Raw genomic sequence first — 23,581 nt, 5'->3', positions numbered from 1 at the left:
CATGTTAAAAAACGCGCAAACCGTTCAGCCCGCTCACGCCCAGCCGGTGGTGTCTACCAGTTCGGTCGTTGGGCAAGTCAGCAGCGTGCTGGCGGTGATCGTGCTGCTGATTCTGGCCTGCGGCTGGCTGGCAAAACGCCTCGGCTTTGCGCCGAAAGCGGTGAGCGGCCAGGCGCTGAAAGTCAGCGCCAGCGTGCAGGTTGGCCGTCAGGAGCGGGTGGTGATTGTTGATACCGCCGATGCGCGTTTAGTGCTGGGCGTCACCGCTCAGCAGATCACCCATCTGCACTCGCTGCCGCCGCTGCCACCGGAAGCGTCTCTACCTGTCAGCGCGGCGCCGCAGGATTTTCGTCAGCTGTTTCAGAACCTGGTTAAACGTCCCGGAAAACCCCAATGATGCGTCGATTGCTCCCTCTTCTGCCGCTGCTGATGCTGCTGGCACCGGCTGCCCATGCGCAGCTGCCGGGTTTGATCAGCCAGCCGCTGGCCAATGGCGGCCAGAGCTGGTCGCTGCCGGTGCAAACGCTGGTCTTCATTACCTCGCTGACCTTTATTCCGGCGGTGTTGCTGATGATGACCAGTTTCACCCGCATCATTATTGTGTTTGGTCTGCTGCGTAACGCCCTGGGTACGCCGTCCGCGCCGCCGAATCAGGTGATGCTGGGTCTCGCGCTGTTCCTGACCTTCTTTATCATGGCGCCGACCTTCGACAAGATTTACACCGATGCCTATCTGCCGTTCAGCCAGGACAAAATCAGTATGGACGTGGCGATCGACAAAGGTGCCCAGCCGCTGCGTGAGTTCATGCTGCGCCAGACGCGCGAAGCCGACCTGGCCCTGTTCGCCCGTCTCGCCAACAGCGCGCCGATTCAGGGTCCGGAAGCGGTGCCGATGCGCATTCTGCTGCCCGCCTATGTCACCAGTGAGCTGAAAACCGCTTTCCAGATTGGTTTCACCGTCTTTATTCCGTTTCTGATCATCGACCTGGTGGTCGCCAGCGTACTGATGGCGCTGGGAATGATGATGGTGCCGCCGGCCACGATTTCGCTGCCGTTTAAGCTGATGCTGTTCGTGCTGGTGGATGGCTGGCAGCTGCTGGTGGGATCGCTGGCGCAAAGTTTTTACTCCTGAGTGGCTTTCCGCCCTCACCTTTCTCTCGACAGGAGCGCAACATGACACCGGAATCGGTAATGGTAATGGGCCAGGAAGCGATGCGTATCGCCCTGATGATGGCCGCTCCGCTGCTGCTGGTGGCGATGGTGAGCGGTTTGCTGATCAGTATTCTGCAGGCGGCAACGCAGATTAACGAACAAACACTGTCGTTTATCCCGAAAATTCTTGCCGTTGCGGCCACCGCCGTGGTGGCCGGACCGTGGATGCTTAACCTGATGCTGGACTACATCCGTACCCTGTTCAGCAACCTGCCTTATATCATCGGCTAATGGTCACCCTCGACAGCAGCCAGCTGGTGCACTGGGTGGCGCAATTCTTCTGGCCGATGGTGCGTTTGCTGGCGCTGTTTGCCAGCGCGCCGCTGCTGAATGAACGTTCGATTCCAAAACGGGTCAAAATTGGACTGGCGGTAGTCACCACCTGGATTCTGATGCCGCTGCTGCCGCCGGTCGAAGTGACGCTGTTTACCCCGGCCGGTTTCTGGATGCTGGTGCAGCAGCTGCTGATTGGCGTGGGGATTGGTCTGACCATGCAGCTGGCTTTTTCTGCCGTGCGGCTGGCCGGTGAGATGATTGGTCTACAGATGGGTCTCTCTTTTGCCACCCTGCTCGACCCGAACAGCCGGATCAACATGCCGCTGCTGGCCCGTTTTCTCGACATGCTGGCGATGCTGCTGTTCCTGACCTTCAACGGTCACCTGTGGTTGATCTCGTTACTGGTGGACAGTTTTCACACGTTGCCGATTAACGATCAGCCACTCAACGCCAACGCCTTCATGGCGCTGACCAAAGCCGCCAGCTTAATTTTCCTTAATGGCATGATGTTAGCGCTACCCTTAATAATTCTGCTCCTCACGCTAAACCTGGCACTAGGTTTGTTAAACCGCGTTTCACCTCAGCTGTCGGTTTTCGCCATCGGCTTCCCAATCACCTTAACGGTAGGGATCCTGAGTCTGGGTATGATGATGCCGTTGCTTGCACCTTTCTGTGAACATCTGTTCGGTGAAGTCTTTGATTTACTCGCGCAGTTTGTATCAGAACTTTCCCCTGCCCGTTGATTAACGATACTGTTAACCTTCTTATACGATAGTTAAGTAATCAAAAACATTCTGTGCATTTTTCGAACCATATTTTTCAGAAATCAACTGAGGATATTCTGATAAATGCGCATTTATGGTGAAAATTATTCTTATTAAACGGCGCTTCGCGTATTTTAGTCAGACGATTCCTAAGCCGGTTAAGCCGGTGAATCGGTTGATAAAATGCTCAAAGGGCTGTTTTTAAACAAAAAAAATATTACAGCGATTTTTCTTGTCTAAATCCCTTTTTTCCGGCATTGTCAACACTCGCTGAAACGTCACACTTTCGCGATTCAAATGTTTTTAAGAATTGTCCTATCAGATTTGTCTGTGACTTGCGCGATAGTGACAGGGCTCTCAAAACAGAGCGAAAGAAACACATAAACCAAATTCCCGGCGATTCCCACTATCGCGGGGACAAGAGTGACGTGGAAGTAACACAATAAACTTCGCAGAACGGGTCAGGGACGAGTCAAGATGGCGCAGGAATGCATTACGCCAGTCTGCCGAGCAGAATAAAAAAGTGTCTTTGGAAATCTCTCTCGTACCGCAAACGCGTATTCATCGTTGATTTAAACGGATAACAAATTGGTGAGGGTCGCTATAATGCCAACGATTATTATGGATTCATGTAACTACACACGCCTGGGTTTGTCAGACTATATGTCGGCAAAAGGAGTCAAAAAGAAAAATATTACTTCCGTGTCTGACATCGAACAATTGCAACAACGGTGTGAGCAATTAAAACCGGGCGTAGTATTTATTAACGAAGAATGCTTTATTCACGAATCCGATTCCAGCGATCGCATTCGTTCTATTATCATGCAGCATCCGGATACGCTATTCTTTATTTTTATGGCGATCTCGAATATCCATTTTGAGGAATACCTCTACGTTCGTAAGAACCTGATTATTACGTCAAAATCGATAAAAACATCGACACTGGACTCCCTGCTGGGCACCTACCTGCAAAAGAAACTCAATGCCTCACCGCGCATTTCTGCCGGGCTGGATATTCATCCACTGACATTGAGCCAGACTGAATCGAATATGCTGAAAATGTGGATGTCAGGTCATGACACCATTCAGATTTCGGATAAGATGCAAATCAAAGCGAAAACTGTTTCGTCACATAAAGGCAATATTAAACGCAAAATTAAAACGCACAATAAACAGGTTATTTATCATGTGGTGCGCCTGACAGATAATGTTACCTCGGGCATTTATGTCAACGTGCGATAATTTCACCTTACGATAATACGCTTTGTGGTCAAGGCCAGTCCCCGCGACTGGCCTTGATTATTTTTGAGCGTTTTGCGAGCGCGATCCCACTTCCCCGCTAAGCCTTTATCCCCTGCTGCCGATGCTTGTTTTCAGAACCCCTTACCACTATGAGAGCAAGGAAATGAAAACAGCATCGATAGATGAGCAACATAAGCTCAGCATCTGGCAAAACCTACGCCTGATGCCTCTGTTCAGCATGATCTTTGGTGGCATTCTGCTGCTTTTTGCCCTATGCATTGGACTCGCCAGCTACTTTCTGATTCAGAGCAATAATTCCCTCAATGACGCCACCGATGAGATTCAGGTGCGCATGGGCATTTCTAACAGCTCAAACCATCTGCGAACCGCACGCCTTAATGTACTGCAGTCGGGCGCGGCGGCTCGCATCGGTGAAATGGATGGCTATCGTGCCGATCTGGCGCGCACCGAAACACGCATTAAGCAGGCGCGCGAGGGCTTCAAAATTTATATGGATCGCAAAATGAAGACGCCGGCTGACCTGGCGCTCGACGGTCCGCTCACCACCAGCTTCAACGCCTATATTGATAAAGGCCTGAAGCCGATGATCGAGTCGGCGAAACAGGGCAGCTTTGAGGGGATTGTCGCGCAGGAGACCGATGTCACGCGCAAGCTGGATGATGCCTATAATGCCGTGCTGCTGAAGGCGATTAAGATCCGCACCGAGCGTGCCGAAGCGATTAACGCCGAAGCGGCGCATCAGTCGCGCGTCGGTTTTATCGCGATGGCTGCGGCTTTTGCCGCCGCGCTGCTGCTGGTGCTGCTCACCTTCGTGTTCCTGCGCCGCGTGGTGATCAATCCGCTGCGCCTGTCGGTGGGTCGCATTGAGCGCATCGCGCAGGGCGATCTCACCGCCCCCGAGCAGGCCTATGGTCGCAACGAAATTGGCAGCCTGCTGCACAACCTGCAGCTGATGCAGGCGTCGCTGGTGCGCACCGTCGGCACCGTCCGGGAAGGCGCGGTGGCAATTTATCAGGGCTCCAGCGAGATCTCCGCAGGTAATACCGATCTGTCATCACGCACCGAGCAGCAGGCTTCTGCGCTGGAGCAGACTGCCGCCAGCATGGAGCAGCTCACCGCCACGGTGAAGCAGAACGCCGAAAACGCCCATCACGCCAGTCAGCTGGCCGCCGATGCGTCAGGCAAAGCGCGCAGCGGTGGTGAACTGGTGAGCGGCGTGGTGAAAACCATGAATAACATCTCCGGCAGCTCGAAGAAAATCGCCGAGATCACCAACGTCATTAACAGTATCGCCTTCCAGACCAATATCCTGGCGCTGAACGCCGCGGTAGAAGCCGCGCGCGCCGGGGAACAGGGCCGTGGCTTCGCCGTGGTCGCCAGTGAAGTGCGCAATCTGGCGCAGCGCAGTGCGCAGGCAGCGAAAGAGATTGAGTCGCTGATTGCCGAGTCGGTGGATTTGATCAGCAACGGCTCGCATCAGGTCGGTGAAGCCGGCAGCACCATGGGCGAGATTGTCGAAGCGGTGCGCCGCGTTACCGACATTATGGCCGAGATTGCGGCAGCGTCTGATGAGCAGAGCCGTGGCATTCAGCAGGTCAGCCTGGCGGTGACCGAGATGGATAACGTGACGCAGCAGAACGCTTCGCTGGTGGAGGAAGCCTCTTCAGCCGCGGCTTCGCTGGAAGATCAGGCCGGTAAACTGACGCAGGCGGTGGCGGTGTTCCGCCTGAATGATACGCCGGCTTCGCTGGTGGCTGCTGCGCCGCAGTCGGCGCTGAAAGCGCCAGCGCTCGCTCCACGTCCGACGCTGGCTGCAGCGGGCAATGATAACTGGGAGACGTTTTAAGAGGATTGAGGTGGGGTGCGGTATTTTTCCCTCACCCCAGCCCTCTCCCGCTTGCGGGAGAGGGGGCTGTCCGCGCGGCTGTTGAGTAGGTTTTCACACAACGCTTCAGGAACAACTTATTACTAAGCATCGGCGCTGAACGGTTCCCTCTCCCGCGAGCAGGAGCACTGAACGGTTCCCTCTCCCGCGTGCGGGAGAGGGTTAGGGTGAGGGTAATCTAATCGCAAAACCACACTACCCTTCGCCCGCATACGGCTCAACAAACACGCCTTCGGCGTGATCGCTCTCATTAAAGAACCAGATTCCCAGCGGGTAATCCTCCAGCGCTACCAGATACATGGTGCCCTCATTAAAGCCTTCCACAGCCAGCACAGTACCGACGCGACGTGGGCCGCCGTCGGTTTTTACCGTTACCCGGTCATTGACCTTCATTGATTTCTCTCCAGAAACAGTCCTGCGCATAGTGTAACGGAAGATAGTCAGCGCTGCCTGATCGCGCTCAGCGTCGGGCGATTACCCACACCGCATGCACGATGCCGGGGATGTAACCACACAGCGTCAGCAGAATGTTGAGCCAGAAGGCGCCGCCAAAGCCGACCTGTAAAAACACGCCCAGCGGTGGCAACAGAATGGCAATAATGATCCGAATTAAATCCATACTAACTCCCTGATAACCATAATAATCAACCAGCTGTAAGCATAGCTGTTTTACGCCAGAATGGGGAATAGAGCGGGTAAAGAAGTGTCAAAGCCGGGCTTTTCACTTTCTTAACATTTCCCGGAAAGACTTTTGACGCAGCACCCTCGTACACTTGTCAGCACTGCACCAACCCCAAAGGGGCAGTCAACCTAAAAGTAACAAGGATTTTTGCCCGCGCAGCGCGGGCTTTTTTTTGCCCGTTTCCCGTCCACGTCCCTCACCCGCTGTCACCGTCTATACTTGTCAGGAATCCGTTTGCCTCCGGGAGGCTGTCATGGCTACAGCAAAAGAGTACAGCGATAACGTGCAGCGCGAAGTGAACATCGACGTGGACGCGCTGCTGGAAGCGATTCAGAAAAAAACGTCAGGCGAAGTGCAGGAGTTTATGCAGGCTGAAGATGCGCACCGCGTGAAGGTGAATGGCGAAGCGTTTGACTCCTACACCGCACTGGCCGAGGCGTTTGAACTTGATATTCGTGATTTCACCATCACCGAGGTGAACCGCTGAAATCGATTTCAAAAAAAGACCCGGCACGCTGGCCGGGTTGAAAAAAGAATAAATTCGTTACACCAGGAAAATCTTAACACCGCTTCAGAGTACGCCTTAGCTGAAGTAAGACAAGTCTCAATTCTGCACGCAATTCGAACAAATCTGCATAATCATGCACTGCTGTTACCGAAAACATCGCGCTACGGCTGACATTCTGCATGCACAAAACGTGCAGCCGCTTCGGTATCCGGGCGGTGTTTTAAGAATTATCCTGGATAGTGGCCGCGCCGGCGGCAAGGAAAAGTGTGATCGTGATTACGCTATTATACTGATTACACGTCGCTTTACGGATGCCTTTGGGCGTAAGGAGTGTATTGATGATCCCGTTAGATTCCTCCCTGCTGATCGTGACCGATCTCGATGGTTCGCTGCTCGATCATCATGACTATAACTGGCAGGCCGCCAGCGAGTGGCTGGCGCGTCTTAAGCAGCAACAGATTCCGCTGGTGATTTGTTCGAGTAAAACCGCAGCCGAAATTATTCCGCTGCAGAAGCGGCTGGGCATCGCCGGTGCGCCCTTTATCGCGGAAAACGGTGCCCGCGTCGCCTTTGGCGGGGAGGCGCAGATCGCCGAAGAGCCCGGTGCCGATTATCTTGCGCTCTGCGCCACGCTCAGCACCCTGCAGGCGGATTTTCGCTTCACCGGCTTTCATGACTTTAGCGACGCAGAAGTGGCCCGTTTCACCGGCCTGACGTTGACGGAAGCCAGCCAGAGCCGACTGCGCGATGCGTCTGAAGTCATCGTATGGCGCGATGATGAAACGCGGCTCGACGCCTTCCGCGCGGCGCTGGCGCAGCATCAGCTGGCCCTGACGCAGGGCGGACGTTTCTGGCACGTGATGCCGGCGGGCAGCGGTAAAGGCGTGGCGCTGGAACAGTTATTGCAGCAGTTGCAGCAGCAGGAAGGCACGAAGCGCACCACGATTGGTCTGGGCGATGGCCCTAACGATGCGCCGATGCTGGAGCGCGTCGATTATGCCGTGGTGATTAAAGGTTTCAGTAAAAACCCGGTGGTGCTGCAACGCAGCGATCATCATAACGTTTACCACACCGCACACGTTGGCCCTGAGGGCTGGCGCGAAGGTCTGGATTACTTTCTTGCCCAACCTGAATAACGGCAGCTGACCAGAAGGATGAGACGATGAGTGATTTTTACCAGAACGGCGTAATTACCAACTTTCATAATCTCACCCACCGCAGCGTGGAGTCGCTGGAAAAAGAGATGGTGCGCTTTGCGCGCAAGCGCAAAATGGGGCTGATTCTGCCCTCGCTGTTTTCCGAGCTGGAAGGCCCGGCGCTGGATAATATCGTCAATGAACTGGCGAAAGTGCCCTATCTGGAGGAGATTGTGATTGGCCTCGATCGTGCCGATCGCGATCAGTTTCTCTTCGCGCGCGAATTTTTCTCGCGCCTGCCGCAGCGCCACCGCATTTTGTGGAACGATGGCCCGCGGCTGAAAGCGCTGGACGCCGAGCTGGATAAAGAGGGTCTGTCGCCCAGCCAGCCCGGCAAGGGTCGCAACGTGTGGTTCTGCACCGGCTACACGCTGGCCTCCGACCGCTCGCAGTGCGTGGCACTGCATGACTGCGACATCGTGACCTATGAGCGCGGCATGCTGGCACGTCTGCTCTACCCGCTGGCCAACCCGGCGTTTCAGTATGAATTCTGCAAAGGTTTCTATGCGCGCGTTGCGGACGGCAAGCTTAATGGCCGCGTCGGACGTCTGCTGGTGGGCCCGCTGCTGCGCTCGCTGCAGAAAGTCTACGGCCATTCGGAGTATCTCGATTATCTCACCAGTTTCCGCTATCCGCTGTCCGGCGAGTTTGCCATGCGCACCCACGTGCTGAACGGCATCAAAATCCCTGGCGACTGGGGGCTGGAGATTGGCGTGCTGTCAGAGATTTATCGCAATTACACCACGCGGCAGACCTGCCAGGTGGAAATCGCGGACAACTACGACCATAAGCATCAGCCGCTGGCAGAAGAGGACGGCACCGGTGGCCTGAAACGCATGAGTAACGATATCGTGCAGTCGCTACTGCGTAAGCTGGCGACAATGGGCGTGCCGCTCACCAGCGACTCGTTCCGCGTGCTGAAGGCCACCTATTATCGCAACGCGCTCGACATGATGGAGATCTACAACCACGAAGCCACCATGAACGGACTGAAGTTTGATCAGCACATTGAAGAAGCGGCGGTCGAGATGTTCACTCAGGCGATTCTCGACGCCGGCCAGTCGTTCATCGAGCGGCCAAACGAGAAACCGTTTATCCCCAGCTGGAGCCGCGTGCAGTCGGCGTTCCCCGATATCCTGCAGCGCATCTACCAGGCGGTAGAAGAGGATAACGAGGGCAAAGTCTAACCGGCCGCGCACACCCGATTGCGACCGCCGCTTTTCGCCAGATACAGGCGGCGGTCCGCTACCGCCTGCAGGCTCTCTGCATGGTAACTGCCCTGCTCAGTACTGCAGCTGACACCTGCTGACAACGTAACGCTAAAGGTGGTGCTGGCGTTGACCAGAATGGTTTTGGCCGCCAGCCGGCTGCGGATACGCTCCGCCACGCCCTGCGCCTCAGCCAGCGTGGTGTGCGGCAGCACGATACAAAACTCTTCGCCGCCGATGCGTCCGGCTACGTCGTAAGGGCGCAGCGTATGTTTGATGACGCCGGCCACGCGCATCAGCGCCTGATCGCCCGCGTGATGGCCCCAGCTATCATTGACCTTTTTGAAATGATCGATATCGAGCTGGATCACCGCCAGCGGCTGTTGCTGCTGTTCGCAGCGCCGCGCCAGCGCGATAAACTGGTCGAAAAAGGCGCTGCGATTAAGCAGGCGCGTCAGGCCGTCATAATTAGCGCGCCAGGCCAGTCGCGCCGAGAGGTCTTCCAGTCGCCTCACCAGGCGGAAAATCACCTGATGCGCTAGCGCCAGTAACAGCACGAACAGCAGCCACATGCCCAACAGAAACAGCGCTACCCGCCCCAGCTCCTGCGCCAGCCCCTGGCGCAGGCTCTGCACGTTGATTAGCCAGGCATCGACATTTTTTAACTTAACCCAACTGGCCAGCTGACTGCCCAGCCACAGTGTTCCGGCCGGCTGCTGGTGCATCGCCTGCATCAGCTGGCCGCGCTGCGCAGGGCTTAATGCCACATCGTGCGGCGCCGGCAGCCGGGTGATCTCGTTGAGTGCACGATCTTCGAGCACCAGCTTGCCCTGCAGCACGCTGTGACGCGACTGGTGCAGCAATGCATTAATTCGCTGCTGGGTGAAGTCCATCGATAACACGCCGTACCAGTGCTGATGGGCGATCACCGGCGCGCTCACCGTCAGCATCAACCCTTCGTTGAACTCCCCCTGATAGGCTTCAGTCCAGTGCCATCGCGTCTGCGGCGCCCGGCCCGGCTGCTGGTCGCGAAAATAGGGTCGCTGCGTCATGGTGGCGTAACTTTGCGCCAGCTCCTGCGCGTCGCGCGGCGGACGTGAGCTGATGTAATAGCCCGCGCGTGAGGTGTACCAGAAGCGTGAATGAAAGTCCTGCGCCTCATCGCTGAACTGCATGATAAAGCTGAACTCCAGCGCAGCGCGCAGCTCGGGCAGCAGATAAGTATCATCGCGCTGCAGCAGCGCATCACGCTGCAGCCATTCATCGCTGACGCCGTTAATCGGCATACTGCGCAGGTTAGCGATCTGCAACTGCCACACCGGCTGATGGCGCAACTGCTGAAAACGCTGCAGGGCGTGCTGACCATAATCGGCATTCAGCGGGTGCGTCAGCGCGTAGCTGAGCATCCGCTGATAGTAATTAAGCTCGTCCAGACTCTCCTGAAAGCGGCTGTCGAGGCTGCGCTGGATCTCCGACAGCTGGGCGCGCTGCCGCTGCTGATAATTATTTTTTAATTCCAGCGCTTCATGGACGGTGAGAAAAAGTGAAAATAGAAAGACCGCCAGAAAACAGAGATGCACGCGCAGCGCAGGCGTCATGCGGCGTGATGACAGTGGCGAGATTGGCATCAGTAGCCAGGCTCCGGATAACAACGAATTGAAGAAGTGTAGTCAGGCGGGAAAACGGCGTACAGGCAGAGGTCAGGAAAAACGTGAAAAGTGACAATGACATCGGGACGGCGCGCTGACCGTCCCGAGGGACTCAGCTGGCCAGCTGGCGCGCGGCCGACAGATGCGTCAGCTCATCACTGCGGAACGCTTCGCGGCGTACACTGTAGCCATCATACCAACGACACTCTACCATTCCGCTGGCATAGCCGGTCACCACCATGGTGGGTCCGCCCTGTTTGTGCTGAACTTCGTCACTGATTGCAAAGGTCATACCGCGCCCTCCCTTCTCACCGTTGAATGAACGGATTAAGGTATAGCAGCTGTGCGCGTTTTTTGCCTATAGGATATTGCTATTACTGTGACAAATTCGGAATAAGCAGTGAAAAATGCCGTAAATAAACAAAGCCGATAAAAGTTATTATCGGCTTTGAACGATTTTCCCGGGTGGAAAATCAGATTTTGCAACCTTCGCAGTCGGCTTCGTCGCTGATATCCGCCGGCACTTCGCTGGCTTTTTCTGCCGCTTTGGCTTCCGCCTGCTCCAGCTGTGCATCGATATCAAATTCAAACATATCGTCGTTCATCATCGTTCTCCTGACCCGTGATTAGAAATTTCCTGCGCTTTATACCGATTTACCACGCAGCTTCGCAACCAGATTTACCACTAACAGCACAATCGACCCAACGATAAAGCCCAGCACCAGATTCGCACCATTGCTCAGCAGCATGGAAACCACACCCGGGAAGCCGCTGCTGTACTCTTCAATGGCATGATGCAGCGGCGCGATACCGTGCACGATAATGCCGCCGCCCACCAGGAACATCGCGACGGTGCCAACCACCGACAGGATTTTCATCAGCCACGGTGCCAGCGCCAGCAGCGCGCCGCCGGTGGCCTGCGCCAGCGTGGAAGACTTCTCACGCAGCCAGTAGCCGAGATCGTCAATCTTAACGATCATCGCCACAATACCGTACACGCCGATGGTCACCAGAATGGCAATACCGGCGAGGATTAACACCTGATTGAGCAGCGGCGCATCCGACACAATGCCCAGGGTAATCGCCACAATTTCAGCCGACAGAATGAAGTCGGTGCGCACTGCGCCTTTCACCTTATCTTTTTCGAACTGGCGCGGGTCCTGCTGCGCCAGATTATCCAGGCGCTTTTGCCGCGCTTCCGGGCTCTTCTCCGCTTTGTCGTGGTGCAGGCTGTGCAGCACTTTTTCCACTCCTTCAAAGCACAGATAGGCGCCGCCAATCATCAGCAGCGGCGTAATCAGCCAGGGCGCAAATGCGGAGATCAGCAGCGCCAGCGGCACCAGGATCAGTTTGTTGATAAACGAGCCTTTCGCCACGCCCCACACCACCGGGAGCTCACGATTGGCCTTCACGCCTGTCACCTGCTGCGCATTGAGCGACAGGTCATCGCCCAGCACGCCGGCGGTCTTTTTTGCCGCCACTTTGCCCATGACGGAAATGTCGTCGAGCAGCGTGGCAATATCATCCAGAAGAGTCAGTAAGCTGGTTCCTGCCAAAATGTCATTCCTTATTCCGGTTCGTGATCCTGACAACAGGGGCACCGCTCAATCGCCGTCACCGTCATATCGGCGATGCCCGCACAGTCCCATTCGACGCGTAACGTTTTCCCGTGCAGATCGTCGGCGTGCAGATACTTGCTCACCGGACTTTCTGTCATGCCGCTTATCTCCTCGGTGGCCACCAGCGTATCGTCCAGGTAAATGCGTGCCGTGGCATGGGCATTGACCATGCGCTCATCGCGCAGTTGATACAGGCGTCTGACCGTCAGTTTGATGCTGCTCATGGTGGTGTTCCGCGTCCCAGAGAAAACGCTGATCTAAACTGTTATGGCAGCTAAAAGCAATCACCCTGCCTTAATCCGCCCGATAGTGATGCAATCCCTGATGATCGATCTCGCTGCTGTGCGTGGCAGCCAGCAGCCACTCTTCCAGCCGCTCTACCAGCGCCTCATCTTCCAGCCGCAGTTTGCCGCGCAGCGCGCATTCCCAGACGATCAGCACCTTCCAGCCACTTTCCTGCAGCTGCTGCACATAGCGCCGGTCACGCTCCACGTTACTGTTGATTTTGCCGCTCCAGAATTCGGTACGCGTGGCCGGCATTTTGAACAGATAACAGTGGTGACGATGCCAGAAACAGCCGTGCACAAAGATAATGGCTTTGTGCTGCGGCAGCACAAAATCCGGCCGGCCCGGCAGCGCTTTGTCCTGTACACGAAAGCTAAAGCCGCGATCTTTCAGCAGCAGCGCAATACGCTGCTCAATCGCCGTATCCTGATTGCGAATGGCGCGCATATTTTTGCGGCGAATATCATGCGAGTGGACGTCTGCCATGGCGTCTCCTTTTTTCCGGGCTTCTTCAACTTTAGCGCGTTGAGGCGAAAGCGAAAGTTTGTGCAGAGCAGATTGCGAGACGCTGCGCAGCCATCGTTAATTTCCACGCCGCGCCAGGAGTGGTAGCATAGCCGCTTCACTGTTAAGGAAAAACGCATGCTTGCACTCGATCCCGCCGCGACGGCTTCGCCCTCCCCGCACTCCGCTGATGATGACGCCACCGCGTTACTGCTGCAGGTACTGGATATCTACGCGGCCCGCGATCTGGTGGTCATCCTGAGCGAGGCCGGCGGCCGCGACTGGAGTATCACGCAGCTTAACCGTATTCGCGCGGGAAAAAGTGCCACGCCCGCGCTGTCAGCGGCGGAGGTCGCCCGTCTGCAGGCGCTGCTGCCGTCGCGACCGGCGCATTATGACAATCCCCGCTTTCAGTTTATCGATCTGTTTGCCGGCATCGGGGGTATTCGCCGCGGCTTTGAGCAGATTGGTGGCCAGTGCGTATTCACCAGCGAGTGGAATAAAGAAGCGGTGCGCACCTATAAAGCCAATCACTACAGCGATCCCGCCCGGCATCAGTTCAACAGTGATATCCGGCTGATTACCCAGCCGGCCGGTTTGCCGGATGAGCAGGCGATTTATCAGCATATCGATAAGACGATTCCCGACCATCAGGTGCTGCTGGCCGGCTTTCCCTGTCAGCCCTTTTCGCTGGCCGGCGTCAGTAAGAAGAATGCGCTGGGTCGCGCGCACGGTTTTGAATGTGAAGCCCAGGGCACGCTGTTTTTTGATGTGGCGCGCATCCTCGCCGCCAAAAAACCGCCGTTTTTCGTGCTGGAGAATGTGAAGAACCTCAAGAGCCATGATAAAGGCCGCACCTTTGCCATTATTATGGCCACGCTGGATGAGCTGGGTTACGACGTCGCTGACGCGGCTGACGACTCATCGCCGGATGCCAAAGTTGTCGATGCGCGTCACTTCCTGCCACAGCACCGCGAGCGCATCGTGCTGGTGGGGATCCGGCGCGATACCGGCCTGAGCGAGGGTTTTTCGCTGCGCGCGCTGGCGGCGCTCTATCCGCCTGAAGTTCCGCCGCTGCACAGCCTGCTGGAGCCGCAGCCGGCGGCAAAATATACTCTGTCGCCCACGCTGTGGCACTATCTCTACCAGTATGCGAAGAAGCATAAAGCCAAAGGCAACGGTTTTGGCTTTGGCCTGAACGATCCGCGCAATCCGCACTGCTGCGTGCGCACGCTGTCAGCGCGCTACTATAAAGACGGGTCGGAAATCCTGATCGATCGCGGCTGGGATCACGCGCTGGGCGAACAGGATTTTCAGCAGGCCGCAAACATGGCGCGCCGCCCGCGCCGCCTGACGCCGCGTGAATGTGCCCGCCTGATGGGCTTTGAAGCGCCAGGCGAAGCGCGCTTCCGCATTCCGGTCTCCGACACACAAGCCTACAAACAGTTTGGTAACTCGGTGGTGGTGCCGGTGTTCGCCGCCGTAGCGAAACTGCTGCTGCCGCTGATTGAGCAGCACGCGCGCCAGCGCCGCTGAAAACGCAGCCGCGCTTCACGCCCCGGTTTTCCGCCCCGCAATTTGCTTTAGTAACGCGCGATGTGCTGTTTTGCTGCACATCGCGCGCACTGTCACCGGACTGTCACGCATCAAACCAATACTGCGTTTTATTTTTTGCGGAGCTGTTTGATGTCTCTCCTGTCTGTAATCTCCCTGCCGCTGCGGCTGCGACCTCGTTTTAACCTGCGTCTGCCCGTCTGGCTCTCCAGCCTGCGCAGCCAGTTCATGCTGTTTATTGTGCTGTTTTGTCTGCTGCAGTTTGCCGGGGTGCTGTTGCTCAACCAGCACGTGAATCAGACGCAACACTCATTGCAGCAGGCCAGCCAGTTGCGCGAACGGCTGGCCCTGCTGGATAAAGCACGCATTGAGCTACTCACCGCCAGCGACAACAGCCATCGTGCCGGTATTTATCTGATGCAGGACCAGCAGAGCGGTTCGGTCGACAGCTGGAAAAGCCTGGCGGCGGCGGCCACTACCTCATTGCAGCAGGCGCAGCAGCTGTTTGCTGCCTATCAGGCGAAAAACGATAGCCCGCTGGCACAGGGCTTCGTGCTACTGGCCGGCGGGCTGCAGGAGCAGCTGAAAGGGCTGGCAGCCAATGATATCAACGCATTTTTTATGGTGCCGATGCAGGCTTTCCAGCAGCAGTTCAACGATGCCTGGTTTAGCGAAATCGAACAGGCCAATCAGCAGCTCGGCAGCGTCAACCAGCATTCGCTCAGCACGCTCAAGCAGAGCCGCAATCTGGCGCTGGCGATCGCCGCGTTATTGATGGCGCTGCTGCTGCTGGCCGCCGCGCTGCTGATGCGCGGCGTGTTGCTGCCGCTGCGTCACGCCAACGCCCAGCTGGCACAAATCGCGACGGGCGATCTGGTCGCCAGCCCGGCACCGACGCGTCGTCAGTCGCTGGAAACGCGCCAGCTGCTCCTGTCCATCGATACCATGCGTCAGGGTTTGCAGCAGATCGTCAGCGACATCACGACGGTAGCAACCCGGGTGGCGGCCGGCGCTGACGAGATGCAGCAGCATAATCAGCAGGTGATGCAGCAGCATCAGGCGCAAAATGCCAGCTTCCATCATCTGTCGCAGCGGCTGCATCGCGTGTCAGAAGAGGTGGAAAAAGGTGCACACTTCTCGCAACAGGCGACGCACGACGCGCAGTCCGCGGATGCGCTGATGCGTCACTGCGCCCATGAAGTCGACAATATGGAACACCAGATGCAGCAGATCGTCGCGGCCGCCGGCGATATCGCTGGCATCGTCGGCATGCTGGACAGCCTGTCGATGCAGACGCGTCTGCTGTCGCTTAATGCGGCGATAGAATCTGCGCATGCTGGCGCTTACGGGCGCAGTTTTTCGGTCGTCGCCAAAGAGATGGGATTGCTGTCGCAGCAGAGCGGCGCTTCCACGCGGCAGATCGACGGTTTAATCCAGCACACGCAGCAGCACGTGCAGGATGGCTTTGCGAAGGTGCAGGCGCTGGAAGTGCTGTTTGCGCGGATTGGCCAGGCGGTATCGGGCGTAGTCAGCCAGCTGAATGAACTGCAGGATAACAGTACGGCGCAGAGCCATCGCGTGAGCAAAATTGCCCGGGAAGTGGTGGAAATGAGTCTTCAGCTCCAGCAAAACGAAACCCTGACTGATCAGCAGGTGCAGGCAGCGGCGCAGCTGAGTGAACTGTCAGCGCGACTGACGCAGCGCGCGCAGCAGTTCCGCGTTAGCTAAGGTGCAGAAAGAAAAAACCCGTCAGCGACGGGTTTTGGTGTTATTTCTTTTTCTTACTTTTCTTCAGCAGTGCACGCACCTGCTTCAGCTCGGCGGCGCTCAGTTGATCGCCCGCCTCTTCGGTATGCAGGCTGTCGACGACCGGTGGCTCAACGGTATCTAAACTGGCCTGCAGGCGGTTAACGATCTCCTGACTCATGGAGATTTGGTTATCAGCGGCTAACTGTTTAATGTGCTCTTTTAGCGCCGGGTCAATTTTAATGGTTAAGTTAACGGTCTCGGTCATCTTCACACTCCCTCTTGATTTACAACAACGTAGCGGAAGCAGATGAAAGTTAACAGACTGTCATAAAAATTTAATATTGTGCCGGTATGGGACTGAAATCGCGTAACACGGACTCATCAATATCGGTCAGATTGCCCTGCAGTTCGGCGCACAGCTTTGCCATATAGCGGACGAGAAAATCGGCGTTGTGTTCCGCCAGCAGACGGCCGGTTTCCGTCTGCATGGTCTGCGGCAGGCTCAGCAGTTTCTTCTGGAAATGATCCAGCGTCCACTTTACGTCATCCAGTTCACGGTCTTTACCCAGCGGATCGTCGCTGTCGAACAACGGCCGTCCCAGCGCACCCGCGGTATAGAAAACGCGCGCAAGGCCAATCGCGCCTAATGATTCGAGACGATCGGCGTCCTGAACGATCTTCGCTTCTAACGTTTTTGGCGTAATGCGGGCGCTGAAACTGTGGGCCTGCACCGCATGCGCCACGCTGTCCAGCAGCGCTGAGGGGAAATCCGGAAAATCCTGTTGCAGAATGCGGCGCGTCTCTTCCGCCGCGTAAGTCGAAGCCAGATGGCGCTCCGGATGGTTTTTCGGCAGGTTCACCACATCGTGGAAATAGCAGGCGGTCAGCACCACCAGCGGATCGGCATTGGTGTTTTGCATGATGCGGGCCGCGCTCATCCAGACGCGACGCAGGTGCGCGATATCATGGGCTTTATCATCGTGCAGCCAGTTCAGCTGCAGCCAGCTTTCGTAACGGTGTTGCCAATGGGTCAGTGACATCGTGCTTCTCCTGTTATTGCTATTATTTCGCACCGGGTAGGGCTTGCGCCCATCATAGCGGCCCGGTGATGACACTTTCTTTACACCCTTCCCGGATGTCCAGCGCAAAAAAATGCGATCCCGATCATGTTATAGCGCTGTTAAAGCCGCTTGCCCAGTTGCGATGCGGTTTTCAGTATTTCCTTAACCTGTTTTAGTTAAGCCACTCTGTTTAATTTCGGTGATGCATTTTCCGCTGGGTGAATTTTCAGCATCGCCAAAGGTCCAGTTTAGCCTGTCGCAACCCCAGCATTAAAACGCCCCTTTGCATAGCGACATAATCTGAAAAGATTCCCATTGCGACCGTTATAACGTACTGTATAGGGGAAATTTACGGCTCTCACCTGTACCCGGAGCCTTCGTCAGCACACTGTTTGCTTATGAGCCATTTTTAATACCGGAAGCGGCAGTTATTGCCCGATAATAAGGCGACAAATTATTAAGCAAATTGATTCAAACCCATTATGCTAATGCTCTCATCCGAGGATACGGATGTTTCGTCGAAGTTCTCCGGGTACGTGATACAACATGAGGTACATAATGAAAGAACGGCCGATTCTTTTTTCCGAACAGCGGGTGCGCGCCCTGCTGGTTGGCCAGCAAACTCAGACCCGGCGCATTATGAAAACTCAGGCGTTTGGCCCGGGACAGGATCATCATGAAGGCGTGCACGCGTTTGATGTCAGCGCTAATCATCTGCATGGCTATAAGCTGATGTCGATGGCGGACATTGGCGCCCAGTGCCCGTTTGGCCAGGTCGGCGATCGCCTGTGGGTGCGTGAAACCTGGCGGGGTCCGATTGTGCCTGAGGCGCAGCTGGCGGAATACGAGCGCGATCCGCTGCCGTTCCGCAATCCGGCATTTTGCCAGTATCGCGCCGACAGCCATGAACTTGGACAACAGGAAGAAAATCAGCAGGTCGCCGAGCAGTTTGGCTGGCAGACCGCCATCCATATGCCGCGCTGGGCCAGCCGCATCGATCTGGAAATCACGGCGGTACGCGCGGAGAAAATTCAGGACATCAGCGAAGACGACATCATGGCGGAAGGCGTGCAGACCGATTCGCACTTCCTCAATAATTTCTTCACTATGAACATGAATTCCGAATCGCCGAAAGAAGCTTACCGCAAGGCGTGGCAGAAGCAGTACGGCGCCACCAGCTGGGAGGTGAATCCCTGGGTTTGGGTCATCGCATTCCAGCGTGTGGAGCGTGAAGGCTAACCGTTTGCCCTCTTCCGCACGGAAGAGGGCGTCGTCTTTTGCGCGATTCAGTGAATCACCAGCTCTTGCCCCCTCGCCGGTGGCACAGCGCCCCCCCTTTCCCACCTTGCCAGTTTGCAATCCCTGTCACAGACAAATCCGCCGCTAACAGGTTGAATAAGCGGCTTTGATTCCACGCTGGCAATTTATCGTCTGCCGCGTCAGGATATGATTTCCGCCCTGCAGAGTGAGTGACGCAATGATCAAATGGCCGTGGCGTGCACAAAAAGATGCTGCCGTGACTGCCCTGCCCTGGCAACAGGCGCTGGGGCAGCCGATCTTTTCTCTGCTGAACAGCGACGAACAGCAGGCGCTGGTAGCGCTGGCGCAACGCTTCCTGCTGCAGAAAAAAATCACCACGCTGCAGGGGCTGGAACTCAGCGAACTGCGTCTGGCTCGCCTGTCGTTGCTGTTTTGCCTGCCGGTATTGAAGCTGGGTCTGGAATGGCTCGACGGCTTCCACGAAGTGCTGATCTACCCGGAGCCGTTCAGCGTTGACGATCGCTGGGAGGACGACAGCGGCCTGGTGCACCACGCGCCGGCCGTGCATGCCGGCCAGAGCTGGACGCAGGGACCGGTGGTGCTGAACGCGCTGGACATCCAGGACTCGTACGATCTCTCTGGTTACAACCTGGTGATCCACGAAGTGGCGCACAAGCTCGACGCGCGCGGCAGCGGTTACACCAGCGGCATCCCGGCCATCGCGCTGCGCGATGTGGCCAGCTGGGAGAAAGATTTACTGCAGACGATGGCCGAGATTGAAGCGGAAGTGGAGCTGGTGGGTGAACAGGCCGCGACCCTCGATCCTTATGCCGCCAGCGATCCGGCGGAATGTTTTGCCGTGCTGTCGGAGTACTTTTTCAGCGCCCCCGACCTGCTCGCCAGCCGTTTTCCGGCCATGTATCGCCACCTTCAGCAGTTTTACCATCAGGATCCGCTGGCGCGGCTGGCGCAGCAGGCACCGGAATCTGCTTAAATCACGATCGCTTTGCCGCTTTGCTAGCCAGTTGAATACAAATGTGTTTTTAGCGGTTGACACCCACAGGGGCTGCCATTAATATTCGCCTCGTTCCAACGATTCCTCTGTAGTTCAGTCGGTAGAACGGCGGACTGTTAATCCGTATGTCACTGGTTCGAGTCCAGTCAGAGGAGCCAGATTTAAAGAAGCCCGCTCAGGGAAACCTGAGCGGGCTTTTTGTTATTGCGTGACGGCTAAACCTCCGTCCAGCCGCGCAGCAGGTTGTGGTACATATTCAGCAGCGACAGCAGCTCTTCGCTGTCACCGTGGCGCGCTTTCAGGCTTTGAATGTTGCGGTCCAGTTCAAACAGCATCGCGCGTTGCTTATCATCGCGCACCATCGACTGAATCCATAAAAACGAGGCGACCCGCGCGCCGCGCGTGACCGGCGTGACGCAGTGCAGGCTGCTGGAGGGATAAAGCACCAGGTCGCCCGCCGGCAGTTTTACGCGGTGCTGACCGTAAGTATCCTCGATCACCAGTTCCCCGCCCTCGTAGCTGTCGGGTTCACACAGAAACAGCGTGGCGGAGAGATCGGTACGCATCCAGCCGGCCGCGCCATTGTGGCGTACCGCACCATCCACGTGAAAACCGTAGGTTTCCCCCTGCTGATAACGGTTGAACAGCGGCGCAGAAAGCGTGCGCGGCAGCGCGGCGGCAAAGAAGAGCGGATGGCTATTCAGTGCCTGAAGCACTGCAGCCTGCAGCCGATCGTAAAGAGGCGTGCCGGTGTCAATCTGCTGGTTATTTTTTACCGTCGCGCCCTGGCTGCCGACCGTCGCCCGTCCGTCAACCCAGTCAGCCTGCTGCAGTTGTGCGGTAAAGTGCGCCAGCTGTTCAGCGTTAAGCACGGCAGGAATGTGATACATCATCGCGGAGTTCTCGCCATTAAGCGTGGAGCGCGAACGCCCCACGGTTGACCATCAGAAATGCACGTTAGCCGTCAACAGGAAAGTACGCGGCTCGCCCGGATGATAGCGGTAGCCACTCTTGTTGATCGATGCCACATAGTTGGTATCAAACAGGTTATACACGTTGAGCTGCAGGTCGAGGTTGTTGTTGACCTTATACCCGAGCTTCGCGTCAGCCACCCAGTAGCCCTCGGTGTGATCCGGCGTGCCCACAGCCCCATCGCTGCCGCGACGCAGGCTGCCAACGTAACGTGCGCCCGCGCCCACCGACAACGCATCAGTGGCCTGATAGTTGGTCCACAGCGTAAAGGCGTGCTTCGGCGTATAGGCCAGCGCAGATGAGCCATCCTGCGCCACGCTGGCACCTTCACGCACCGACGCGTGCTGCATGGTGTAACCGGCAATGATTTCCCAGTCCGGCGTTATGTTGCCGGTTGCTGAGAGTTCATAGCCTTCCACGCGCTTCTTGCCGGTTTGCGAGTAAGTGCCGTCATCATTGGCATCGACCTCATTTTCGATGTCGGTGCGGAACAGCGCGGCGTTCAGCAGCAGTCGCTTGTCCAGCACCTGCCACTTGGTGCCCACTTCGCTGGATTTGGCCTTCTGCGGTTTAAAATCAGTACGGTTGGCGCTGTTGCCGCTGCCACCCGCCGCCAGTGCGAAGCTGCTGCCACCCGGCGGCTGCTGGGAGATGGCGTAGTTCACATACAGGTTGCCCTGTTCGGTCAGACGATAGAGCGCCCCCGCTTTCCAGTTCACCAGATTGCCGGATTTCGCCGTATCCACCGTGGTCACCGGCGTATTACGCGCCACACCCGCCGGACAAGCCAGCGCGCCGCGTCCGGTGCCGCCACAGGCCGTCGCGCTGTCGTACTCGGTATGGTAGTTGTCGAGACGAATGCCGCCGTTCAGCTCAAAGTCAGGGGTAATCGCCAGCGTATCAAATGCATAGATGCCAAACGTATCAGTCTGCCCGTTAGCGTTCGCACCGTTGCGGTCCAGACCGCCAATCGAAATGCTGCTGATGGGATGGTAGATATTCACCGCAGGTGGCGTCAGCGCGTTGACGCCATAGGTGGTCTGGTTTTCACGCGTGAACTCTACGCCCGCACTCACATCATGCCCGACGGAACCGGTGGTAAATTTCGAGGTGATATTGGTCTGGTTGGTGAGAATACGGTTGCTGATATCTTTGGTGTTTGCCAGGCGCGACCAGCGCCAGCTGCCCACATCGTTCGGGTTGGGTGCAGTAATGTTACTGGCTCCCCCCATCACCGCCGTCAGCAGATACTCCTGCTTCACCCGCGACCAGCGCGTGGTGTTGCGCAGCGTGGTGTTATCGCTCAAATCGTGTTCAAAGCGCAGCGTGGCACTGTCGGTGGTCGACTTGTCGAAATCAGAATCGGTGCCGTAGTAGTTGCTGGTGGCGACCTTGCCGGAATTGTTCAGCGCAGCATAGGCGGCAGACGGTGCCGAATAGCCTGGCAGGCCAACGGTCGGAATACCGCCGTCCGGTGTGTTGTTCTGGTGGACGTGCAAATAGTTGACGTACAGCCGCGTTGCGGTGTCCAGCCCCAGCGCCAGCGAAGGCGCGACGCCATAACGCTCGTTCTGGATGTTGTCACGCGCCGCATCATGGGTTTTCTCACCCATCAGGTTAAGGCGAAACGCCGCATTTTCGTTGATTGCCTGGTTGTAATCGAGCGTGCCGCGGCGCATCCACGCGCTGCCGGCGCTGACTGACGCGTCAAGCCCGGTATCCAGCCGCGGTTGTTTGCTGATCATATTGATCGAGCCGGATGGTGCGCTGCGACCATAGTCAGTGCCGGAAGGCCCTTTTATCACTTCCACCTGCTGCGTGTTGAAGGTGTCACGCGTGACGCTGGCGATGTCGCGAATGCCATCCACGTAAATGCTGTTGGAGGTATCGACACCGCGCATGTACACAGCATCGCCGGTGGTTGAGCTGCCGTTTTCCCCGGCATAAAACGCCCCGACGCCCGGCACGTTTTTCAGCGCGTCGGTCAGATTGGTGACGCCCTGATCTTTAATGACCTGATCCGGAATCACCGTCATGGTGCGGGTGGTATCCACCAGCGGACGGGTAAATTTGGGATCGGCCGAGGCATTTGGCGCGTACAGCGACGGCGTGCGCGCTTCAACCACCAGCGTATCATCAGATTTTTTGCCGGAGTTATCGGCACCCAGCGCCGCAGCCGGCGAAATACCAATACAAAGCCCGGTGAACAGGGTCAGCGAATTGAAGCTACCAAACGGCAGCTGGCGATTTTTATCCATGTTAAAAGGTGAGTTTCTTATCGTTGTTAACGCACTCATTGTCTTAACCGCACCTGCCATTCAGGCATGGCACTGAATCAACACGGTTTTCCCAGACAACACCTAAATGATAACGCCAATGGTTATCATTTACTTTTATATTCTTACACGCGCGCTGCCGCTTGGGAATACTTTTCTTTACGTTAAAATTACGAAATCAATACAATTGAACAAACCGGCGGGAGGTTACGGCAATTTTTTCATCAGGCGGGCAAACAGCATAAAAAAACCCGCTCGGCGTGAGCGGGTTTTTAGTCTGGCGTGCACAGTTCATTCCAGTAGCAATAGCGCATGCGCTGGTGGCGGCGGTTATCGTTCATAGTAGCGATACACGGAAGGATGAAACTCCACGCCGTACAGCTGGCTGATCGGGATCAGCAGATCGATATGCTCACCGGGGTCGAATTCGCGCCCGTCAGGGGTGGCGGCTTTGCTGGCTGCCAGACGCGCCAGCCACTGCTGCAGGATCTTCTTCATTGTCAGCTTCTCCATAAAAGGTTAACGCTGACAGTAAACCCCAGCCCGAACGCGGAACCAAACGACAAGTTATGCGTTGGATTACTGCATTTTGCATATCGGGGTGGTAAGGATGGCTGCGCCATGACGGTCACCCTGAAAGTTGC

General features: G+C 56.5%; 26 protein-coding genes and 1 tRNA gene. 14 read left to right on the top strand and 13 right to left on the bottom strand.

Annotation, left to right across the window (positions count from 1 at the left end):
* The first annotated feature begins 1 nt into the window (after nt 1).
* From fliO to C1N60_RS08225, 6 genes are all read left to right on the top strand, one after another.
* Nucleotides 2-397 (top strand): flagellar biosynthetic protein FliO, encoded by a 396-nt coding sequence (fliO, locus tag C1N60_RS08250; protein ID WP_058757392.1) that lies wholly within the window; start codon nt 2-4, stop codon nt 395-397.
* Complete coding sequence (fliP, locus tag C1N60_RS08245; RefSeq protein WP_031280176.1) at nt 397-1,131, top strand: flagellar type III secretion system pore protein FliP; 735 nt, start codon at nt 397-399, stop codon at nt 1,129-1,131. The genes fliO and fliP overlap by 1 nt, the downstream gene beginning before the upstream one ends.
* Nucleotides 1,132-1,172: 41 nt before the next feature.
* A complete protein-coding gene (gene fliQ, locus C1N60_RS08240) occupies nt 1,173-1,442 on the top strand; it encodes a flagellar biosynthesis protein FliQ (RefSeq protein WP_010618647.1) in 270 nt (89 codons plus the stop codon).
* Complete coding sequence (fliR, locus tag C1N60_RS08235) at nt 1,442-2,230, top strand: flagellar biosynthetic protein FliR (RefSeq protein WP_021509859.1); 789 nt, start codon at nt 1,442-1,444, stop codon at nt 2,228-2,230. Before fliQ ends, fliR begins: the two co-directional genes overlap by 1 nt.
* 627 nt (nt 2,231-2,857) lie before the next feature.
* A complete protein-coding gene (gene rcsA, locus C1N60_RS08230; protein ID WP_021509858.1) occupies nt 2,858-3,493 on the top strand; it encodes a transcriptional regulator RcsA in 636 nt (211 codons plus the stop codon).
* A gap of 163 nt (nt 3,494-3,656) precedes the next feature.
* On the top strand, nt 3,657-5,360 hold the full coding sequence (locus C1N60_RS08225; RefSeq protein WP_058776029.1) for a methyl-accepting chemotaxis protein: 1,704 nt from the start codon (nt 3,657-3,659) through the stop codon (nt 5,358-5,360).
* A gap of 234 nt (nt 5,361-5,594) precedes the next feature.
* Here C1N60_RS08225 and dsrB read toward each other — a convergent pair whose 3' ends face one another.
* Both dsrB and C1N60_RS08215 read right to left on the bottom strand, forming a co-directional pair.
* Nucleotides 5,595-5,792, bottom strand: a complete 198-nt coding sequence (gene dsrB / locus C1N60_RS08220; RefSeq protein WP_010618650.1) for a protein DsrB — start codon at nt 5,790-5,792, stop codon at nt 5,595-5,597.
* Nucleotides 5,793-5,859: 67 nt separating this feature from the next.
* Nucleotides 5,860-6,018 (bottom strand): YqaE/Pmp3 family membrane protein, encoded by a 159-nt coding sequence (locus C1N60_RS08215; RefSeq protein WP_021509855.1) that lies wholly within the window; start codon nt 6,016-6,018, stop codon nt 5,860-5,862.
* Between the two features lie 316 nt (nt 6,019-6,334).
* Here C1N60_RS08215 and C1N60_RS08210 point away from each other — a divergent pair, with 316 nt between their 5' ends.
* From C1N60_RS08210 to C1N60_RS08200, 3 genes are all read left to right on the top strand, one after another.
* Nucleotides 6,335-6,568, top strand: coding sequence for a DUF2525 domain-containing protein (locus tag C1N60_RS08210; protein WP_394521634.1), 234 nt, complete (start codon nt 6,335-6,337; stop codon nt 6,566-6,568).
* 359 nt (nt 6,569-6,927) lie between these two features.
* Nucleotides 6,928-7,725 (top strand): mannosyl-3-phosphoglycerate phosphatase-related protein, encoded by a 798-nt coding sequence (locus tag C1N60_RS08205; RefSeq protein WP_058780716.1) that lies wholly within the window; start codon nt 6,928-6,930, stop codon nt 7,723-7,725.
* A 26-nt stretch (nt 7,726-7,751) separates the two neighbouring features.
* A complete protein-coding gene (locus C1N60_RS08200; protein WP_058757388.1) occupies nt 7,752-8,972 on the top strand; it encodes a glycosyltransferase family protein in 1,221 nt (406 codons plus the stop codon).
* Here the strand turns inward: C1N60_RS08200 and dgcQ are convergent.
* The 6 genes from dgcQ to C1N60_RS08170 form a co-directional block, all read right to left on the bottom strand.
* Complete coding sequence (gene dgcQ / locus C1N60_RS08195) at nt 8,969-10,621, bottom strand: cellulose biosynthesis regulator diguanylate cyclase DgcQ (protein WP_394521633.1); 1,653 nt, start codon at nt 10,619-10,621, stop codon at nt 8,969-8,971. The genes C1N60_RS08200 and dgcQ overlap by 4 nt on opposite strands.
* A 133-nt stretch (nt 10,622-10,754) precedes the next feature.
* A complete protein-coding gene (locus C1N60_RS08190) occupies nt 10,755-10,934 on the bottom strand; it encodes a YodC family protein (RefSeq protein ID WP_010618657.1) in 180 nt (59 codons plus the stop codon).
* 181 nt (nt 10,935-11,115) lie between these two features.
* On the bottom strand, nt 11,116-11,250 hold the full coding sequence (locus tag C1N60_RS08185) for a hypothetical protein (protein WP_254919505.1): 135 nt from the start codon (nt 11,248-11,250) through the stop codon (nt 11,116-11,118).
* Between the two features lie 36 nt (nt 11,251-11,286).
* Nucleotides 11,287-12,198: a DUF808 domain-containing protein gene (locus C1N60_RS08180; RefSeq protein WP_058757386.1), complete on the bottom strand. Its 912-nt coding sequence runs from the start codon at nt 12,196-12,198 to the stop codon at nt 11,287-11,289.
* 11 nt (nt 12,199-12,209) lie between these two features.
* Complete coding sequence (locus tag C1N60_RS08175; protein WP_021509848.1) at nt 12,210-12,485, bottom strand: hypothetical protein; 276 nt, start codon at nt 12,483-12,485, stop codon at nt 12,210-12,212.
* Between the two features lie 70 nt (nt 12,486-12,555).
* The gene (locus tag C1N60_RS08170) at nt 12,556-13,032 is read right to left on the bottom strand and encodes a very short patch repair endonuclease (RefSeq protein WP_152390714.1); all 477 of its coding nucleotides are present in this window, start codon (nt 13,030-13,032) and stop codon (nt 12,556-12,558) included.
* A 156-nt stretch (nt 13,033-13,188) separates the two neighbouring features.
* Here C1N60_RS08170 and dcm point away from each other — a divergent pair, with 156 nt between their 5' ends.
* Together dcm and C1N60_RS08160 are read left to right on the top strand one after the other, a co-directional pair.
* A complete protein-coding gene (gene dcm, locus C1N60_RS08165) occupies nt 13,189-14,586 on the top strand; it encodes a DNA (cytosine-5-)-methyltransferase (protein WP_394521632.1) in 1,398 nt (465 codons plus the stop codon).
* A 150-nt stretch (nt 14,587-14,736) separates the two neighbouring features.
* On the top strand, nt 14,737-16,332 hold the full coding sequence (locus C1N60_RS08160; RefSeq protein ID WP_394521631.1) for a methyl-accepting chemotaxis protein: 1,596 nt from the start codon (nt 14,737-14,739) through the stop codon (nt 16,330-16,332).
* 40 nt (nt 16,333-16,372) lie between these two features.
* Here C1N60_RS08160 and C1N60_RS08155 read toward each other — a convergent pair whose 3' ends face one another.
* Entirely contained in the window at nt 16,373-16,618 is a 246-nt protein-coding gene (locus C1N60_RS08155) for a hypothetical protein (protein ID WP_104093175.1), read from the bottom strand.
* A 70-nt stretch (nt 16,619-16,688) separates the two neighbouring features.
* Nucleotides 16,689-17,393, bottom strand: a complete 705-nt coding sequence (locus C1N60_RS08150; RefSeq protein WP_058757381.1) for a phosphohydrolase — start codon at nt 17,391-17,393, stop codon at nt 16,689-16,691.
* Between the two features lie 579 nt (nt 17,394-17,972).
* Between C1N60_RS08150 and C1N60_RS08145 the strand changes: the two genes are divergently transcribed.
* The 3 genes from C1N60_RS08145 to C1N60_RS08135 all read left to right on the top strand — a co-directional run bounded on the left by C1N60_RS08145 (nt 17,973) and on the right by C1N60_RS08135 (nt 19,847).
* Nucleotides 17,973-18,653, top strand: coding sequence for an ASCH domain-containing protein (locus tag C1N60_RS08145; RefSeq protein WP_058771148.1), 681 nt, complete (start codon nt 17,973-17,975; stop codon nt 18,651-18,653).
* A 238-nt stretch (nt 18,654-18,891) separates the two neighbouring features.
* The gene (gene mtfA / locus C1N60_RS08140; RefSeq protein ID WP_394521630.1) at nt 18,892-19,668 is read left to right on the top strand and encodes a DgsA anti-repressor MtfA; all 777 of its coding nucleotides are present in this window, start codon (nt 18,892-18,894) and stop codon (nt 19,666-19,668) included.
* 103 nt (nt 19,669-19,771) lie between these two features.
* Nucleotides 19,772-19,847 (top strand) — tRNA-Asn (locus C1N60_RS08135).
* Nucleotides 19,848-19,904: 57 nt separating this feature from the next.
* On the opposite strand, the gene ybiX is transcribed toward C1N60_RS08135, so the two are convergent.
* The 3 genes from ybiX to C1N60_RS08120 all read right to left on the bottom strand — a co-directional run bounded on the left by ybiX (nt 19,905) and on the right by C1N60_RS08120 (nt 23,435).
* Nucleotides 19,905-20,582, bottom strand: coding sequence for a PKHD-type hydroxylase YbiX (gene ybiX / locus C1N60_RS08130; protein WP_058771146.1), 678 nt, complete (start codon nt 20,580-20,582; stop codon nt 19,905-19,907).
* 51 nt (nt 20,583-20,633) lie between these two features.
* A complete protein-coding gene (locus C1N60_RS08125) occupies nt 20,634-22,919 on the bottom strand; it encodes a catecholate siderophore receptor Fiu (RefSeq protein WP_394521629.1) in 2,286 nt (761 codons plus the stop codon).
* Between the two features lie 348 nt (nt 22,920-23,267).
* Nucleotides 23,268-23,435: a hypothetical protein gene (locus tag C1N60_RS08120; RefSeq protein WP_021313248.1), complete on the bottom strand. Its 168-nt coding sequence runs from the start codon at nt 23,433-23,435 to the stop codon at nt 23,268-23,270.
* Nucleotides 23,436-23,581: the final 146 nt, after the last annotated feature.

Source organism: Pantoea sp. SGAir0184, assembly GCF_043544755.1.
This window is presented reverse-complemented; position numbering and strand designations above follow the sequence as displayed.

Coding starts and splice junctions, on each gene's coding strand:
- fliO (WP_058757392.1), top strand. CDS start 2: ATGTTAAAAAACGCGCAAACCGTTCAGCCCGCTCACGCCCAGCCGGTG.
- fliP (WP_031280176.1), top strand. CDS start 397: ATGCGTCGATTGCTCCCTCTTCTGCCGCTGCTGATGCTGCTGGCACCG.
- fliQ (WP_010618647.1), top strand. CDS start 1,173: ATGACACCGGAATCGGTAATGGTAATGGGCCAGGAAGCGATGCGTATC.
- fliR (WP_021509859.1), top strand. CDS start 1,442: ATGGTCACCCTCGACAGCAGCCAGCTGGTGCACTGGGTGGCGCAATTC.
- rcsA (WP_021509858.1), top strand. CDS start 2,858: ATGCCAACGATTATTATGGATTCATGTAACTACACACGCCTGGGTTTG.
- C1N60_RS08225 (WP_058776029.1), top strand. CDS start 3,657: ATGAAAACAGCATCGATAGATGAGCAACATAAGCTCAGCATCTGGCAA.
- dsrB (WP_010618650.1), bottom strand. CDS start 5,792: ATGAAGGTCAATGACCGGGTAACGGTAAAAACCGACGGCGGCCCACGT.
- C1N60_RS08215 (WP_021509855.1), bottom strand. CDS start 6,018: ATGGATTTAATTCGGATCATTATTGCCATTCTGTTGCCACCGCTGGGC.
- C1N60_RS08210 (WP_394521634.1), top strand. CDS start 6,335: ATGGCTACAGCAAAAGAGTACAGCGATAACGTGCAGCGCGAAGTGAAC.
- C1N60_RS08205 (WP_058780716.1), top strand. CDS start 6,928: ATGATCCCGTTAGATTCCTCCCTGCTGATCGTGACCGATCTCGATGGT.
- C1N60_RS08200 (WP_058757388.1), top strand. CDS start 7,752: ATGAGTGATTTTTACCAGAACGGCGTAATTACCAACTTTCATAATCTC.
- dgcQ (WP_394521633.1), bottom strand. CDS start 10,621: ATGCCAATCTCGCCACTGTCATCACGCCGCATGACGCCTGCGCTGCGC.
- C1N60_RS08190 (WP_010618657.1), bottom strand. CDS start 10,934: ATGACCTTTGCAATCAGTGACGAAGTTCAGCACAAACAGGGCGGACCC.
- C1N60_RS08185 (WP_254919505.1), bottom strand. CDS start 11,250: ATGATGAACGACGATATGTTTGAATTTGATATCGATGCACAGCTGGAG.
- C1N60_RS08175 (WP_021509848.1), bottom strand. CDS start 12,485: ATGAGCAGCATCAAACTGACGGTCAGACGCCTGTATCAACTGCGCGAT.
- C1N60_RS08170 (WP_152390714.1), bottom strand. CDS start 13,032: ATGGCAGACGTCCACTCGCATGATATTCGCCGCAAAAATATGCGCGCC.
- dcm (WP_394521632.1), top strand. CDS start 13,189: ATGCTTGCACTCGATCCCGCCGCGACGGCTTCGCCCTCCCCGCACTCC.
- C1N60_RS08160 (WP_394521631.1), top strand. CDS start 14,737: ATGTCTCTCCTGTCTGTAATCTCCCTGCCGCTGCGGCTGCGACCTCGT.
- C1N60_RS08155 (WP_104093175.1), bottom strand. CDS start 16,618: ATGACCGAGACCGTTAACTTAACCATTAAAATTGACCCGGCGCTAAAA.
- C1N60_RS08150 (WP_058757381.1), bottom strand. CDS start 17,393: ATGTCACTGACCCATTGGCAACACCGTTACGAAAGCTGGCTGCAGCTG.
- C1N60_RS08145 (WP_058771148.1), top strand. CDS start 17,973: ATGAAAGAACGGCCGATTCTTTTTTCCGAACAGCGGGTGCGCGCCCTG.
- mtfA (WP_394521630.1), top strand. CDS start 18,892: ATGATCAAATGGCCGTGGCGTGCACAAAAAGATGCTGCCGTGACTGCC.
- ybiX (WP_058771146.1), bottom strand. CDS start 20,582: ATGATGTATCACATTCCTGCCGTGCTTAACGCTGAACAGCTGGCGCAC.
- C1N60_RS08125 (WP_394521629.1), bottom strand. CDS start 22,919: ATGGATAAAAATCGCCAGCTGCCGTTTGGTAGCTTCAATTCGCTGACC.
- C1N60_RS08120 (WP_021313248.1), bottom strand. CDS start 23,435: ATGAAGAAGATCCTGCAGCAGTGGCTGGCGCGTCTGGCAGCCAGCAAA.